At 34.0% G+C, this 15,348-nt stretch carries 18 protein-coding genes and 1 tRNA gene; 15 read left to right on the forward strand and 4 right to left on the reverse strand.

Going from position 1 to position 15,348, the window contains the following annotated elements; genetic code table 11:
* Positions 1–12: 12 nt before the first annotated feature.
* Genes nrdE through nrdH form a run of 3 tightly spaced genes read right to left on the reverse strand, consistent with a single transcriptional unit; the run spans position 13 to position 2,769 of the window.
* Positions 13–2,175 (reverse strand): class 1b ribonucleoside-diphosphate reductase subunit alpha, encoded by a 2,163-nt coding sequence (nrdE, locus tag BHY08_RS01390; RefSeq protein WP_071457802.1) that lies wholly within the window; start codon positions 2,173–2,175, stop codon positions 13–15.
* Positions 2,153–2,533, reverse strand: coding sequence for a class Ib ribonucleoside-diphosphate reductase assembly flavoprotein NrdI (gene nrdI / locus BHY08_RS01395; protein WP_071456165.1), 381 nt, complete (start codon positions 2,531–2,533; stop codon positions 2,153–2,155). The genes nrdE and nrdI overlap by 23 nt, the downstream gene beginning before the upstream one ends.
* Positions 2,534–2,535: 2 nt before the next feature.
* Positions 2,536–2,769, reverse strand: coding sequence for a glutaredoxin-like protein NrdH (gene nrdH, locus BHY08_RS01400; RefSeq protein ID WP_071456166.1), 234 nt, complete (start codon positions 2,767–2,769; stop codon positions 2,536–2,538).
* A 400-nt stretch (positions 2,770–3,169) separates the two neighbouring features.
* Between nrdH and BHY08_RS01405 the strand changes: the two genes are divergently transcribed.
* The 8 genes from BHY08_RS01405 to BHY08_RS01440 all read left to right on the forward strand — a co-directional run bounded on the left by BHY08_RS01405 (position 3,170) and on the right by BHY08_RS01440 (position 10,303).
* Positions 3,170–3,757 carry a hypothetical protein gene (locus BHY08_RS01405; protein ID WP_071456167.1) on the forward strand — a complete coding sequence of 196 codons (588 nt, stop codon included), beginning with the start codon at positions 3,170–3,172 and terminating at the stop codon, positions 3,755–3,757.
* A gap of 56 nt (positions 3,758–3,813) precedes the next feature.
* Positions 3,814–3,886, forward strand: a tRNA-Lys gene (locus BHY08_RS01410).
* Positions 3,887–4,060: 174 nt separating this feature from the next.
* Positions 4,061–4,369: a hypothetical protein gene (locus BHY08_RS01415; protein WP_071456168.1), complete on the forward strand. Its 309-nt coding sequence runs from the start codon at positions 4,061–4,063 to the stop codon at positions 4,367–4,369.
* Between the two features lie 437 nt (positions 4,370–4,806).
* A complete protein-coding gene (gene yycF / locus BHY08_RS01420) occupies positions 4,807–5,511 on the forward strand; it encodes a response regulator YycF (RefSeq protein WP_071456169.1) in 705 nt (234 codons plus the stop codon).
* A 12-nt stretch (positions 5,512–5,523) separates the two neighbouring features.
* Entirely contained in the window at positions 5,524–7,350 is a 1,827-nt protein-coding gene (gene walK / locus BHY08_RS01425) for a cell wall metabolism sensor histidine kinase WalK (RefSeq protein WP_071456170.1), read from the forward strand.
* Positions 7,347–8,642 (forward strand): YycH family regulatory protein, encoded by a 1,296-nt coding sequence (locus BHY08_RS01430; protein WP_071456171.1) that lies wholly within the window; start codon positions 7,347–7,349, stop codon positions 8,640–8,642. Before walK ends, BHY08_RS01430 begins: the two co-directional genes overlap by 4 nt.
* Positions 8,642–9,475 (forward strand): two-component system regulatory protein YycI, encoded by an 834-nt coding sequence (locus BHY08_RS01435; RefSeq protein WP_071456172.1) that lies wholly within the window; start codon positions 8,642–8,644, stop codon positions 9,473–9,475. The genes BHY08_RS01430 and BHY08_RS01435 overlap by 1 nt, the downstream gene beginning before the upstream one ends.
* A 12-nt stretch (positions 9,476–9,487) precedes the next feature.
* A complete protein-coding gene (locus tag BHY08_RS01440) occupies positions 9,488–10,303 on the forward strand; it encodes an MBL fold metallo-hydrolase (RefSeq protein WP_071456173.1) in 816 nt (271 codons plus the stop codon).
* 46 nt (positions 10,304–10,349) lie between these two features.
* Here the strand turns inward: BHY08_RS01440 and BHY08_RS01445 are convergent, their stop codons facing one another.
* Positions 10,350–11,714, reverse strand: coding sequence for a S1C family serine protease (locus BHY08_RS01445; protein ID WP_084657148.1), 1,365 nt, complete (start codon positions 11,712–11,714; stop codon positions 10,350–10,352).
* A 318-nt stretch (positions 11,715–12,032) separates the two neighbouring features.
* On the opposite strand from BHY08_RS01445, the gene rlmH reads away from it, so the two are divergent.
* The 7 genes from rlmH (at position 12,033) to BHY08_RS01480 (ending at position 15,345) form a co-directional block, all read left to right on the forward strand.
* The gene (gene rlmH / locus BHY08_RS01450; protein WP_071456174.1) at positions 12,033–12,512 is read left to right on the forward strand and encodes a 23S rRNA (pseudouridine(1915)-N(3))-methyltransferase RlmH; all 480 of its coding nucleotides are present in this window, start codon (positions 12,033–12,035) and stop codon (positions 12,510–12,512) included.
* 160 nt (positions 12,513–12,672) lie between these two features.
* The gene (locus BHY08_RS01455; protein WP_071456175.1) at positions 12,673–12,993 is read left to right on the forward strand and encodes a DUF960 family protein; all 321 of its coding nucleotides are present in this window, start codon (positions 12,673–12,675) and stop codon (positions 12,991–12,993) included.
* A 12-nt stretch (positions 12,994–13,005) separates the two neighbouring features.
* Complete coding sequence (locus BHY08_RS01460) at positions 13,006–13,530, forward strand: DUF1643 domain-containing protein (RefSeq protein WP_071456176.1); 525 nt, start codon at positions 13,006–13,008, stop codon at positions 13,528–13,530.
* An 11-nt stretch (positions 13,531–13,541) separates the two neighbouring features.
* A complete protein-coding gene (locus BHY08_RS01465) occupies positions 13,542–13,997 on the forward strand; it encodes a JAB domain-containing protein (protein ID WP_071456177.1) in 456 nt (151 codons plus the stop codon).
* Positions 13,998–14,038: 41 nt separating this feature from the next.
* The gene (locus tag BHY08_RS01470) at positions 14,039–14,326 is read left to right on the forward strand and encodes a hypothetical protein (protein ID WP_071456178.1); all 288 of its coding nucleotides are present in this window, start codon (positions 14,039–14,041) and stop codon (positions 14,324–14,326) included.
* A gap of 276 nt (positions 14,327–14,602) precedes the next feature.
* Entirely contained in the window at positions 14,603–14,968 is a 366-nt protein-coding gene (locus BHY08_RS01475; protein WP_071456179.1) for a Mor transcription activator family protein, read from the forward strand.
* Positions 14,969–15,018: 50 nt separating this feature from the next.
* Positions 15,019–15,345: a hypothetical protein gene (locus tag BHY08_RS01480; protein WP_071456180.1), complete on the forward strand. Its 327-nt coding sequence runs from the start codon at positions 15,019–15,021 to the stop codon at positions 15,343–15,345.
* Positions 15,346–15,348 lie beyond the last annotated feature (3 nt).

Here is a 15,348-nt window from a genome sequence, read left to right on the forward strand (position 1 = left end):
TATTACTCCTCCTTAAATAACACAGCTTTCACATTGATTACTTCCAATTTCTTCCTCGTCATCAGTATATGTACGAACGTAGTAAATTGATTTAACACCTTTATGGAAAGCATAGTGACGTAAAATGTTTAAGTCACGCGTTGTTTGTTTTGTTGTATTAGTTTTCCATTCATACAAGCCTTCAGGTATATCTGAGCGCATAAATAGAGTCAAGCTCATTCCTTGGTCGATGTGTTTTTGAGCTGTCGCATACACGTCAATGACTTTACGCATATCCATATCATAAGCAGACGTGTAATAAGGCATAGTGTCATTTGATAAGAAAGGTGCTGGGTAATAGATTTTACCAATTTTCTTTTCTTGACGTTCTTCAATCAAACGAGTGATTGGGTGGATGCTGGCACTTGTATCATTAATATAAGAAATTGAGCCATTTGGTGCTACAGCTAAACGGTTTTGATGGTATAAACCAAATTCTTTAATAGATTGTTTCAATTCTTCCCAGTCTTTTGCTGTTGGAATAAAAATACCATCGAACAATTCTTTAACTTTATCAGAAGATGGTTTAATTTCTTCATTAATATATAGATCAAAGTACTCGCCAGTAGCGTATTTTGAGTTTTCAAAGTTATCGAATGATTCATTACGTTCTTTTGCAATATTGTTACTTTCAACTAAAGTCCAATAGTTTAATAACATGAAATACACATCTGTAAATTCTAATGATTCCTCTGAACCATACTCCATTTGATTTTTAGCAAAGTAAGTATGTAATCCCATGGCGCCTAAACCAATTGTATGATTTAGTCGATTACCGTTTTGGATTGATGGAACCACTTCGATATCAGAAGCGTCTGTGATATAAGTTAAAGCTCTTGTCATTGTTTTAACAGATTTTCCAAAGTCTGGACTATCCATTAAGTTAACGATATTTGTAGAGCCTAAGTTACAAGAAATATCTGTTCCAAGGACGTCATATTCTTGACGATCATTAATGACAGATGGTCTTTGGACCTGTAAGATTTCAGAACACAAGTTACTCATAATGATTTTGCCATCAACAGGATTCGCACGGTTGGCAGTGTCAATGTTGATGATATAAGGATAACCAGATTCTTGTTGTAATTTACTAATTTCATTTTCTAAGTAACGAGCGTCAATTTTTTGCTTTCTAATGCGAGGATTCGCCACTAAATTGTCATATTCCTCAGTGATATCAATGTAAGAAAACGGTACGCCGTATTCTTTTTCCACACTATATGGACTGAATAAGTACATGTCTTCATTGTTGCGAGCTAATTCGTAAAATTTATCCGGAACTAACAATCCCAGTGATAATGTTTTAACACGAATTTTTTCGTCCGCATTTTCTTTTTTTGTTGATAAGAACATTTCAATATCTGGATGGAAAACGTTTAAGTAAACCACACCAGCACCTTGACGTTGGCCAAGTTGGTTACTATAACTAAAGCTATCTTCGAATAATTTCATAACAGGAACGACACCACTTGCAGCACCTTCAAATCCTTTGATTGGAGCCCCTGCTTCACGTAAGTTTGATAGTGTGATACCAACACCACCACCAATACGTGATAATTGTAGCGCACTATTGATTGAGCGACCGATACTGTTCATATCGTCAGTCACTTGGACTAAGAAACAAGAAACTAACTCACCACGACGCTTACGGCCAGCATTTAAAAATGAGGGTGTCGCTGGTTGGTAACGTTGATGAATCATTTCATCTGCTAAACTCATAGCTAATTCTTCATTGCCATCAGCAAAATACAAAGCATTAAATGCTACACGATCTTCATAACGCTCTAAATATTGTGTGCCGTCATTTGTTTTTAAGGCATATTGAGAATAAAATTTATAGGCAGCCATAAATGACTTAAATGTAAAGTTTTGTGATTCTAAGTAAGCGTATAAAGACTCAATAAATTCAATCGAATAATTGCTTAAAAAGTCTTCTTCTAAATAATCGTGTTCAGTTAAAAAAGATAACTTCTCTTCTATAGAAGAAAACTGTTTGGTATTTGGTTCCACATTTTCTTTAAAGAATGCATCTAGGGCTTCTTTATCTTTATATAAGGGAATTTGATCGTTTACGGGGCGGTTGATTTCGTTGTTAAGTTCGAAATACGTTACATCAGTCAGGTCTTTTAGACTCAAATTCATTCACTACTTTCTTAAAATTTTTTACATCTTCATCAGTTCCACTAAACTCAAAAGAAAAGACGAGAGGAATGTTGTAATCTTTGGCGATATCTTTTGCAGTAAACACAAATAAGTCTCCAAAGTTTAGATTGCCACCACCAGCGACACCTAGTAAGTGCTCTTGGTTAGTTTTATACTCAATAAAATCGTTCACTACTTCTGTGACTTCTTTGTCATAAGTAGGAACGATCAATAGGTAATCTTCATTCATCTCATGAAAAGGATTTGTTGTGTCTATTTCATAAAATGGAAAATCTAGCTTATTAATAAAACGTCTTGTCTGTCCGGTTAAAGAAAAAAAGACTAGCTTCATGATTAAACCGCCAACGTTCTAAGTTGGTCAGGTCTAAACCCAACGATTGTCACGTTGTCATCCATTGTTTTTAAAACAGGCACGCTTTGGAATCCTTGTTTTTTTAGTGAATCAATATATTGGGGTTCATTGTCAATGTTGATTTCGTTAAATTCTACATTTTTTTGTGCTAAGAATTTTTTAGTCATTAAACATTGAGGGCAGTTATTTTTTGTGTACAGTGTGATTGTATTCATGAGTATTTCCTCCTAATTTGTTCCCATAATATAAATACAAGTATAGCTTGAAATAAAAAAAAGTCAATAATTAAACACTAGATATTGTGTTTAAATTATTGAAAGCCACTAGTTATTGTGTTTTAGGACGGGTATATTTTTTCGTTCATCTACAATCTATCTATGACAACAGTCTCTAGTATAGACATAGACATAACAAAAGTAAATAGGAAAAACATCGAAAAAATGGCAATTTTGTCGTGTGGTCGGACGAAACTCATAATCAGGGCACATTATGTTATCTATATAATATTAGATAGGATAAACGCTTTCTACAAATAGTAGACATTTTAAAATACATACGTTATATTAAATGAACAAGATGTTTATCCCTCATTTTTTACAAAGAGGAGTGAATAAAATGAGAAGAGATGGTGGGGCAATGATAAATGAACATTTAGAAGAAGCAAATCGTTTATTTGAAGAAGCGATGAAGGAATCAACTAATAAAATAAATACATTTGAAAAGACATTTTGGTATAGACAATTAAGCTATTCAGAGCAAATGATATCACGACAAACGATACTGTATATTAGTGAGTACATGTTTGATTACCATTTTCAGACACTTAGTGAGTGGGATGAAGTAGCTTTACAAGATATTTTACTAGATATTTTTCCTCATGAAATTGTGGCTGGACCAAAATTTTTTGAGAAAGCTGTCATTGTATTAGTCAAGTTTTTTGAATTTTTACACTATCACGAACAATACCCTCAAGGATTATCTCTTGCTAAAAAAACGAAAGGATTGTCCGATATGATATTAGTAGAAGTAGATTCATTATTGCGTCATTCACCAGAAGAGAATTTATTATCACTAGGTGAGGAGTTGGGACTTGATACAAGTAGTTTAGATGATATTGATTTCTTATATAAATTAGCTGAGGCTATTCAAGAAAAAGATGCTCGTTCTCAACGCATTGTGCCTATAAAGACACGTAGAATATAGTATAAATTCTTGCGAGAAAAAATAACTAGTGATATAATAATTTTGTTCATTTCTTAGGGCTGTTAGCTCAGTTGGTAGAGCAACGGACTCTTAATCCGTGGGTCATGGGTTCGAACCCCCTACAGCCCATTTTTAGAAGAAAAACGTTGATATATGCATTTGTTAAAATGCTTGTCTATCAGCGTTTTTTTATTTTATTAAGAGAGTAAGGAAATGAGATACAAATAATAGAAAAAGGTTTTTAGTACGTGAAAGAAGTCTTTAATGGTATAATAGGTTGTAAAGAGATGGAGGATGATGAGCATGAAGAAATCAACAAAATGTGTCATGGCAGCAACTGGTATCGCTAGTGTTATCGTGATAACTAAATTAACAAAAAAAGGAATTGAAAAAACATCAGAGTCTGTGAATCGTTTGAAGTATAGATTACTAGTAAAAGATAAATTACAGGATAATCAAAATCTTTTAGCTATTGTAGATGATTTAGATGATGATGAGTTAAAAACAATGGTAAACGTCTTCGAACGTTTAGAAACAGAGCCAACAGATCGTCATATTGAGTCTTACTTAAAATCAAAAATAGATGCAATAAAATCTCACAACAAATCATAATAAAACAATTAAAATAACAGAGAACACAAAAAAAGTTGAGAATGATCTCAACTTTTTTTGCTTCAGTAAGACTAGACTTTGTAAGGGAAGGGGAAACCTAGTCTAACGTCAATTGTTAGCCGAATAAATTAAATGAATTAATTTATACATTAATTTTAAGTCATATGTAGGAAAGTAACAATGAAAAAGGAGAAGATAGATAAATAACACAGATTATAATGTTTATAAACATTGATAAATCAACCAATCTAGACTTATCATTTTTTTCTTATACATATGCAAAATACCGAAATTAAATAAGTGATATTTACTGAAAATAATCATAAAAGTATGAAAAAAATCAGAAAATCTCAAATGTTTTTTAAGTATTCAAAATGTTGTATAATAAAAAAGACGACTTTATAGAAATGAAGAAAAATAAAGGATGGTGACGGATAGTGAAAAAAATATTAGTTGTAGATGATGAGAAGCCAATTTCAGATATAGTAAAATTTAATTTAACAAAAGAAGGATATGAAGTATTCACCGCATTTGATGGTGAAGAAGCCGTAGAGATGGTGGATGAAGTGACACCTGATTTAATTATTTTAGATTTGATGTTACCTAAAAAAGATGGTCTAGAGGTATGTCGTGATGTCCGTAAAAAATATGATACGCCGATAATTATGGTAACAGCCAAGGACTCTGAAATTGATAAAGTATTAGGCTTAGAGCTTGGAGCTGACGATTATGTAACCAAACCATTTTCTAATCGTGAACTAGTGGCACGTGTAAAAGCAAATTTACGTCGTCATGACAACACGACAGCTAAATTAGAATATACGCCAAATAATGAGTTGACGATTGGTGTATTAACCATTCATCCAGATGCGTATGTTGTTTCAAAACGTGGTGAAACAATTGAGTTGACTCATCGTGAATTTGAATTATTACATTATTTGGCTAAACACATTGGTCAAGTTATGACACGTGAACATTTGCTTCAAACAGTTTGGGGCTATGATTATTTTGGTGATGTGCGTACAGTAGACGTGACAGTGAGACGTTTAAGAGAAAAAATCGAAGACAATGCAAGTCACCCAAATTGGTTGATTACACGACGCGGTGTTGGTTATTACCTTAGAAATCCAGAACAAGATTAGGTGAATCGTATAATGAAAAAAAAGAGAACGCCCTTTTTTTCATCTGTTCACTTTAAAATTGCTTTAGTTTTTGTGCTTTTGTTGATGATTTCAATTGAGATTATCGGAGCAATTTTTATTCGTGTACTAGAAACATCAACCATTCAAACGTTTGAAGAAAATGTCACCAATCAAGTGGAGACTCTAGCGACGAATCTAAGTTCTGAAATCAGCAAAAAAGATGATTCACAACAAGAATCAAATTTAAAGCGAATATTGGATGAATTTTCTAAAAATGATATTTTGGAAGTTCGTTTAGTAGATGACAAAGGGATTGTAATTGCAACAAGTGACCCGAATCTTCAAGGGGATGTCGGAAAGAAAAATGATTACGAATTGTTTAATTCATTTAATCAGAAAAAAGAAGAGCGGACAGATCCTCAAACAGGGCAACGAGTGTTTATTAATATTGAACAAATTTACTCGCCGACTGGAGATACCGTTATTGGTTCGCTTTATGTCAAAAGTAATATTGAAAGTAAGTATCAACAAGTCAGTGACATCACGTTGATTTTCTTCTATGCTTCCATGATTGCATTAGTTTTTACTTTGATTATCGCACTACTTGTGTCTCGAACTATTACAAAGCCAATTGGTGAGATGAAACAGCAAGCAGATCGCATTGCTAATGGTGACTATTCCGGTCAAGTAGAAGTCTATGGGAAAGATGAGTTAGGCCAATTAGGTGAAACTTTTAATGAACTGTCTTATCGTGTTAAAGAAACGCAAGAAACGATGGATGCGGAACGTCGAAGGTTAGATAGCGTACTGACTCATATGTCAGATGGTGTTATTGGGACTGATAGGCGAGGGAATATCATTTTGATCAATGATACCGCACTGAACTTACTTCGAATTGGGACAGAAGATGTGATTAACCAATCCATTTTAGACCTTTTAAAATTAGGTGATGAATATAGTTTTAGAGATTTACTAGAAGTTCAAGAAGATGTATTACTAGACTTTAGTGAAGATTTTCAAGAAACAACCTTGATACGTGCTGAATTTTCGATGATTCGCCGAGAGTCTGGTTTCATTAGTGGTTTGGTGTGTGTACTACATGACGTAACCAAAAAAGAAAAAGATGAAGAAGAACGCCGTCAATTTGTATCAAATGTATCACACGAATTAAGAACACCATTGACAAGTATGAAGAGTTACATTGAAGCTTTATTAGATGGTGCGTGGCAAGAGCCAGAAGTTGCTCCACAATTTTTAAAAGTCACACAAGAAGAGACAAACCGCATGATTCGCATGATTAATGACTTACTGCAATTATCCCGAATGGATGCTAACAAAATTGAGTTACAAAAAGAATTAGTCAACTTAAACGAGATGTTTAATTACGTGCTAGATCGTTTTGATATGGTCATTAAAGATAGTGAAAAGAATTATGTGATTAAACGAGAATTTACTCAGCGTGCCATTTGGGTAGATATTGACACAGATAGAATGATTCAAGTACTAGATAATATTTTAAATAATGCCATGAAATATTCGCCAGATGGGGGAACGATTACTTGTCGCTTGCTTGAAACACACAAAAATGTCGTATTAAGTATTTCTGATGAAGGATTAGGTATTCCAAAACAAAATCTTGGCAGAGTGTTTGATCGCTTTTTCCGTGTTGATAAAGCGCGCTCCCGTGCAATGGGTGGTTCTGGTTTAGGACTGGCTATATCAAAAGAATCAATACTAGCGCATGGTGGAAATATTTGGGCAGAAAGCGAAGAGAATAAAGGTTCGACATTTTTTATTTCACTACCTTATGAACCTTACGAGGAGGATCTATGGGAATGAGTAAATTAGGAGAGAATCTGTTAAAAATTAGTGTCATTTTAATGGTGCTGCTCAGTTTGTTTTTGTCTTGGAAGATATGGACAAAACCTGCTAATCATCAGTTTCAAGACAGAACAGATAAAGTAAAAGCCGTTATCCAGAAAAAAGAGATGACAGAAGTCTATATGCCAACTAAGTTATTCTATCATCATGGAAGTGGTGATCACTTTCTATATACTAATAAAGAATCAACTATGAAGAGTTTACATGAGAAAATTGTCTCATTAGGATTTGGCTCATCAAAAGTGTTATCAACAGCAGAGATAACTAATTTGACAACAAAACGGGATTTATTTAATTTGGTATATCCTAGTCCAATACCAATATCGTTGTTTATTAATATGAATAACGTGTCAGCGACTTTACCCCATGATAGTAAGAATTTTCTGTTTAATTGGTTGGTGATGTCATTAGATGATAATAAATTGTACTTTGTTGATTATAAGAATAAAACGGGTATTGAATTTGATATTAAAGGGAATATAGCAAGTATAGCCTCTATACTAGATGCTGAGAGTAATAATTATGTTACTGCTATTTTACCAACAGATGAGCTAAATTATGCTGGTATTTATTATTTAGCAGACAGTACGAAACTTAAAACGTATAGTTATATTATCGCAACTCAGTCATTTACAACGTTTTCTCGTGGATTCTTTAATCAACCTAATGATCTATTTTCAAATGAAGGAGAAAATTTAAGTTTATCCAATAGTGAGGGCGAGTCTTTGACAATTGATAGTAAGACTGGTGAGGTGAATTATTTCGGTAAACTAAAACAAGATCATTCAGAAAGTATTAACGAATTGTATTATGAAACTTTTCAATATGTAGAAGATATGGGTTCCTCTTTAGGGAATTTGCGCTATTTTTCTGATACAGGGAATGAAGTAATCTATCGAAATTATGTTGAGGGATTTCCAGTATTTGGCGATAATATGAAAGGTAGCATGGCTGCGACGGTACAAAACAAAAACGTGTTTATTAAAGCAAATCAAGATACTTTACAGATACCGCTACCTTCAGATGATTCTGTGACACTTGTACCTACGCAAGAAGTGGTAGATAGCTTAATTAATAAGGGTGTGGATATGTCAAAAGTATCCGATATTCAGATTGGATATAAATGGCAACAAAATAAAGAAACACAGCAAGCCATTGATTTGGTCCCTTCTTGGTATGTGAATTATGACAATATGTGGATGACACAAGAAAAGTTGGAGAGCATATTGGTTAAAGGAGGCCATTCTTAATGGATTTTAGACGAGTTGAAGGCATCTTTTTCATTGTATTTTTATTTTTAAATATGTTTTTATATTATATTTACCAAGAAGGTAGAGATACACAAGACTATATTTCAACAGGAAGTATTTCCGAAAATTTAGAAGAACGTTTAAAAGCTGATCACATAGAAGTTCCTGATAATTTGTCAAAAGTAAAGAAAGAGGGGTACTATTTATCAGCTGAAGAAGATGAGTTAGTTGATGATGCACGTGAACAATTAAAAGACCAATCTTGGCAAGTGAATAATCATCAATTAACGAGTCAGGTCTTAGTGCAACCTGATACGATTGTGAGAAAATCAAAAGATATGGAGTCTGTTAATCAATTTATTAGAGGATCATCTAATGTTTTATATGGAAAAGATTATGTATTAAATAAAGAAGAAACCATTCCTTTTAAAAATTATATCTATAATCAAACATATGAGGGAATTCCATTTTATGATGAAACTTCCCAGTTATCTATTGTTATATCACAAGAAAAGTCAGAGAGTAATCAAATAACAAGCTATAAACAAACCCATATCAGCCGAATTGAACCATTAAGAGAAGTACAAAGTGTGATTTCTGAAAGAGATGCGATTATTAGTTTGTATACAAATAACCGTATCCAATCAGGTGATAAAGTGAAGTGGCTACATCTAGGTTACACGCGTATTTTTACCGTTAGAGGGAAAAATGTGTACATTCCAGCGTGGTTTGTTTCAGTTGAAAGTAGTAAAAACGTGACACAAACAGAACGAATTAATGCATTTACGAATGCGATAATTTCTTCATCTGTGTCTGAGGTGATTAATAAGTAGTCAGTAGGAAGGATGCATGTCGTAGTGTCAGAAACAAGTTTTAATATCAGTGTACTTGCTAGTGGGAGTACCGGAAATTCATTATATATTGAGACTGCTCAACGAAAAATCTTAGTTGATGCAGGTCTTAGTGGAAAAAAAATCACCAGTTTATTAGCTTCCATAAACCGTTCACCAGAAGATTTAGATGCGATACTAGTGACACATGAACATAGAGATCACATTCATGGGGTGGGAGTATTAGCTAGAAAATATAATCTAGATATTTATGCGAATGAATTAACTTGGCAAGCAATGGAAAAAAATATTGGGAATGTACCATTTGAACAACGAAATATTTTTGATATGGGAAAAGTCATGACTTTAGGAGATATGGATATCGAAAGTTTTGGTGTATCACATGATGCCATAGCTCCACAGTTTTATCGTTTTTACAAAGGTAATAAATCATTTGTAATTTTAACAGATACTGGCTATTGTAGTGAACAAGTTAAAGGTGTGATAAAAAATGCAGACGCGTATTTATTAGAAAGTAATCATGATCCAAATATGTTGCGTATGGGCCGATACCCATGGAATACTAAGCAGCGTATACTAGGGGATAAAGGGCATTTGTCTAATGAAGATGGTGCGTTAACTGCTACAGAAATCATTGGTGATCGGACGAAACATATTTATCTTGGGCATTTAAGTAAAGAGAATAATATGAAAGAACTAGCTAATATGACAGTCACAGGAATTTTACAGCAGCATGATATTGATGCGGGCGGACAAGTAAAAATTATGGATACCGATCCAGATAAAGCATGTGATTTGTTTGCGATATAAGTAAAAAGACTCAACTAGAAAATACTTTTCTAGTTGAGTCTTTTTTTTAGTTAAATGGATTAGTACGTGTACTTTGTTCAGTTTGTTGTTGATCTTGTGCTTTTTTCTGTTGTTCTTGTAATTTGCTAGAGTCTGCAGTTAAGTTGACAGTTGTTTTTGCTTCTTTGCCACTGCGGTAATAAGTTAGTTCCATTTTATCACCAATTTTTTTAGCGTATAAAATAGATTGTAATTCAGCAGTACTTGAAATGTCTTTACCATCAACTTGTGTGATAACGTCATATTGTTTTAATCCAGCTTCTTCAGCAGGAGTATCTTTTTCAACTGAAGCCACCACAACACCATTAGTGATTTTATCATCTAGTTTTAAAACATTTTTCTTGTCTTCAGCATTTAATAGGTTTAAGTTGACCATCTTGATTCCTAACATAGGACGAGCGACAGATTTACCTTGCTCAAGTTGATTAATGATATTAACAACTTCATTACTTGGAATAGCAAATCCCATACCTTCAGCACTCACACCAGAAGCTGCTTGAGCAATTTTACTTGAATTGATTCCAATAACTTGTCCAGCAGTATTGATCAAAGCACCACCAGAGTTACCTGGGTTAATCGCCGCATCTGTTTGAATAGCTTTACTGTTAATAATCGCACCATCAGATGTTTGATTAGTAATCATACGATCTTTAGCTGAGATAATCCCTTGAGAGACAGAGTTTGCAAAAGTTGAACCAAGGGGAGACCCAATTGCTAAAACAGTTTCTCCAACTTTGATGTTGTTTGAGTTACCAAATTCAGCAATAGTTGTCACATCTTTATCAGAAATTTCCAACACAGCTAAGTCACTATATGTATCTGTTCCAACGATTTTCGCATCTGCTTTTTTACCATTATTTAACATGATACTAACTGCATCTGCGCCAGCAACAACGTGATTATTTGTTACAATATATGCTTTACCGTTGTCTTTACGATAGATAACGCCACTACCTTCTCCAGCTTCTTGTAATTCTCCTTCAGTATTTTCAGTATTTGATGAGCGACCAAATATTTTTTCTATTTCAGATAGTTGAGAATCACTTTTTTGTAATGTTGTAACAGATACAACAGCATTTTCAACTTTTTCAACTGCTTTTGTTACTTCAGATTCAACATTGACCTTAACGTTACTAACTGTTGTTTTTCCTTTTTCAACAGTTGTTGTATTATTAGTTGCAGGGGTAGAACTAGTATTGTTTTGACCGTTAATATAAGTGTAACCACCAACAACCAGTAATCCTCCTAGTGCACCAGCAGCTAAAGAAATACCAAATCGTTTAAAAACTGATTGTTTTTGAGTAGATTGATTATTATTTTTATGTACAGATTCTCTTTTTTGTTCTTCGTTTGGTGTGACGTCTTTTCTCATAGATGTCATCCTCCTTTTAGTTTATGTTTAACTTGAACTTATTATAAGATAAGATTGAGTCATTAGTCTAATTTTAATGACCATAATTGAACAATACTTGAAAATCTTAAGATATTTTTTTAAACTATGAAGAAATGATGAATTTAAGGAAAAAGTATGAAGTTGTGCATAAGTAGGAAGTTATCAACAAGACTTATGCACCACTAAGTGGATAAGTGGACAAAATGACCAAAATATTATTTTTCTTATGTGAGTAACAATGTGGATAAGTGTGGATAACTTTTTAGATGACTAAATGACAAGAATGGATGGTAAAAAATGAAAATAAAAATAATTACAGTAGGAAAACTAAAAGAGAAATATTTAAAACAAGGGATAGATGAATATAGTAAACGTTTGAGTAGATATTGCAAATTAGAGATGATTGAAGTGCCAGATGAAAAAGCGCCAGAAACGTTGAGTCAAGTGGAAATGGATCAGGTTAAAGAGAAGGAAGGACAACGCATTTTAAATAAAGTCAGTGATCAAGATTATGTTTTCGCTTTGGCCATTGAAGGAAAACAATTATCATCAGAAGAATTCGCTAATGAACTAGATAAATTAACAACACGTGGAAAAAGTCAATTTGTGTTTATTATAGGTGGTTCATTAGGGTTATCCACAGAAGTGATGCAACGAAGTAATGAAAAACTCTCTTTTGGTCGCTTGACTTATCCACATCAACTGATGAAATTAGTGTTGACTGAACAAATCTATCGAACTTTTCGAATTAATAATGGAGAACCGTATCATAAATGATGCGGTTTTTTCTTATTTTTGGTATTCTCTGATATCAAGGAGTAGAGTCGACGTATGGTGTAATAAATTTGTTTTCAATTATATATTATAACCATGAGCCCAACAGCCTATTAGGTTGTTGGGCTTTTTTGTGTACACAAAAATAGAAGGAGGAAAAGAAATGTTTGATAGACAAAATCAATATTACGTGACAAAAGGAGTTCAAGAAGCGGTACCTTATCAACTTCAATACTTTTGTTGGCAATTGATCTTACAACGGGCAAAAGAAAATGATCCAACAATGGATTACCTACAGATTATTGAATTCGATGTTGATACTGAACATGAACTATTAACGATTGTTCATCGCCAAGAAAAACCTGAGGTGAAACAGATATATCATCTTCACTTGTTTGAAGAATACCGCTCACTTAGTGTGAAAAAAATATGGGCGATTGATGATGGCCAAGCTCAAACCATGTTATTACCAGAGGAATATTAAGGAGGAAACAAGATGAAAGTAGAAACGCATACGATAAAGAATGAAGTCTTTTTGAGTGATGACAGACAAAATCGATACTTATTACAACGGACATGGGGATCAGAAAACCAAGCGATTGTCGCAGTGATTACCTTGAAGCCAGTTTCAGTGAGCGGGGTAGAAAATGACTTAACTACCATGTTGATTCAAAACCATGTGGTTGATATGGGGTATCAAGGCTATTTGGTAGCAAACCTTGTTTCAGGAATTGATTCTACAAAGAAACTATCTGAAACATTACTGGACAGGGAAACAGAAGATGAATTGTTGAAGGAAGTATTAAACAAAAAAGAGGTCCAACAAATCATCATAGGCTGTGGATCAGCAGTGACACATAAAGGATTTGCACAGGAACGGTTGAAAGAGATTCTATCCCTGCTGACTAAGACGAACCAACACAAAGTGGTGGCGATTGTGGATGACGACAATCGGCCTATTCATCCACTTGTCCCAAGTATCCGAAATCAACCATGGACATTGAAAAAAATTAAACTATAAGGAGAGAAAAAATGACTATATTACCAAGTAAACGTGTGTCAATTGTGAGTCTATCATTAGTGAAAGAATCGAGTCTGTTGTATGGTCCAAGACGTTGTCAAACATCAGATGATGCGTATGAATTGATTCGACCATTTATAGAAAATAAGGACAGAGAACATTTAGTGAGCATTGGTTTAAACAGTAAAAATGAACCAACGGTGGTTCATTTAGTTCATATTGGGACAGCGAATCAAAGCATTGCGGTACCTCGAGATATATTAAAGTCAGTTTTATTATCAAATGCCACTCGTTTGATGATTGGACACAATCATCCGAGCGGTGACCCGACACCCTCAGAAGCAGATGAACGTTTAACGGAAAAACTCTATAAAGCGAGTGAGTTATTGGGAATTGAATTACTCGACCATTTGATTATTGGAGATGAGTGTTACTACTCATTTCGTGAACATCAAAAGTTAGGTTGAATAGCCGTCATATATTGAAAGTGAAGAAAGGAGCAGAAAAAATGGATTGGAAAGAATGGTTTGAGCAGGAAACAGGGAAACAAACGAAGCAAGAGGAGTGGTCAGAAGAAACCGTTGAGTTGGGAAAAGACGAGCTATCGCCTGAGTTAATACCAACCGATTGTTTAGATAGATTATTAGAGACCCTAACGGTCTCTTTTTATGGTTATGGGGTAGAAGATGTCGTGTATGTGATGCCGCTAAAAGACTCATCTCAGCTGTTATATGGATTATTACACGGTCCTAAATTAGTATCGTCTATTGTAGTGGAGTGTGATAGGAATGATTAACTATCGACAAGTGATTATAGAGTGTTTAAAACAAGTCATCGCGACATTAACTGAAAAGGAGGACAGCAAATGAATCAATGGGTAAAGCTTTGTCTGACTGTAGGGACAACGATTATTTGTGAGGTGATTCGGTTAATCGATAGTAAAAGCTAATGGAATGACTGTCTGACAAATAGGGTGTCAATGTCAGTGATAATAGACTAGACAAGCGAACAGGCAATGGCCAAAGAAAACCGATAAACTAATACTAATTGATGGGAAGGAGGGTGACTTTATGTGACGAAAGAACTAAGTAGTTTGAATGAGGTGTACCAAACAATTGCGAAGGTTACGTCATTAGATGATGCGTTACGACTATATCAGGAGTTTAAAGGCTTGACTATCACATTTCCAACCAAACTGATTAGTGCAGATTATGTGAAACAGTATCTTAAAAAAGAAACACAAAAAAGACAACAATTATCAAGTCGAGAGCTTCAACAGTTGGCTAGAAAATTTGATTATTCAGAACGCCAAATGCGACGGTTTTTGCGTGACATTCGACAAGATAATACATCTAATCGAGTAGAGGAAGAGGAGTTAGTTTATATTACAAAATGGTTGGAAGAGAGACGATCAGAAGAGGGAGAAGAGAATGACTAAGTCTATTTTAGTTCATAAATAGACGTAAAGATACATAGGAGTGAAAGAGAATGGGCATCTTATTTTTAGTAGCCATAGGCTACATCATCGTGAAGTATATTTTACCATGGGTGAATGAGCAATTAGATACGGAATTTAAGTGGTGGCAAGTTCCGATTGCTTTACTAGTCGGATTAATCAGCTTGTATGCATTAGTTATGAAAAGAGATCGAGGTATTAATCGTGATATCGCTAATCGACACAATCAGTATCGAAAACTAAGTGATAGTGAATTAGAGTACATCATGTATAACGGGAATAGCTTAGATGAAAAACGGTCAGCTAGAATTATATTAGAAGAACGTATTCAAAGGCGTAAAACAATGTGGCATAAATAATAG

Source organism: Vagococcus teuberi (assembly GCF_001870205.1).
Taxonomy (GTDB): Bacteria; Bacillota; Bacilli; order Lactobacillales; family Vagococcaceae; genus Vagococcus; species Vagococcus teuberi.

Excerpts from the sequence above, each read along its gene's own strand:
- nrdI (WP_071456165.1), bottom strand. The coding sequence starts at position 2,533 with ATGAAGCTAGTCTTTTTTTCTTTAACCGGACAGACAAGACGTTTTATT.
- nrdH (WP_071456166.1), bottom strand. The coding sequence starts at position 2,769 with ATGAATACAATCACACTGTACACAAAAAATAACTGCCCTCAATGTTTA.
- BHY08_RS01405 (WP_071456167.1), top strand. The coding sequence starts at position 3,170 with ATGAGAAGAGATGGTGGGGCAATGATAAATGAACATTTAGAAGAAGCA.
- BHY08_RS01415 (WP_071456168.1), top strand. The coding sequence starts at position 4,061 with ATGAAGAAATCAACAAAATGTGTCATGGCAGCAACTGGTATCGCTAGT.
- walK (WP_071456170.1), top strand. The coding sequence starts at position 5,524 with ATGAAAAAAAAGAGAACGCCCTTTTTTTCATCTGTTCACTTTAAAATT.
- BHY08_RS01430 (WP_071456171.1), top strand. The coding sequence starts at position 7,347 with ATGAGTAAATTAGGAGAGAATCTGTTAAAAATTAGTGTCATTTTAATG.
- BHY08_RS01435 (WP_071456172.1), top strand. The coding sequence starts at position 8,642 with ATGGATTTTAGACGAGTTGAAGGCATCTTTTTCATTGTATTTTTATTT.
- BHY08_RS01440 (WP_071456173.1), top strand. The coding sequence starts at position 9,488 with ATGCATGTCGTAGTGTCAGAAACAAGTTTTAATATCAGTGTACTTGCT.
- BHY08_RS01445 (WP_084657148.1), bottom strand. The coding sequence starts at position 11,714 with ATGAGAAAAGACGTCACACCAAACGAAGAACAAAAAAGAGAATCTGTA.
- rlmH (WP_071456174.1), top strand. The coding sequence starts at position 12,033 with ATGAAAATAAAAATAATTACAGTAGGAAAACTAAAAGAGAAATATTTA.
- BHY08_RS01455 (WP_071456175.1), top strand. The coding sequence starts at position 12,673 with ATGTTTGATAGACAAAATCAATATTACGTGACAAAAGGAGTTCAAGAA.
- BHY08_RS01460 (WP_071456176.1), top strand. The coding sequence starts at position 13,006 with ATGAAAGTAGAAACGCATACGATAAAGAATGAAGTCTTTTTGAGTGAT.
- BHY08_RS01465 (WP_071456177.1), top strand. The coding sequence starts at position 13,542 with ATGACTATATTACCAAGTAAACGTGTGTCAATTGTGAGTCTATCATTA.
- BHY08_RS01470 (WP_071456178.1), top strand. The coding sequence starts at position 14,039 with ATGGATTGGAAAGAATGGTTTGAGCAGGAAACAGGGAAACAAACGAAG.
- BHY08_RS01480 (WP_071456180.1), top strand. The coding sequence starts at position 15,019 with ATGGGCATCTTATTTTTAGTAGCCATAGGCTACATCATCGTGAAGTAT.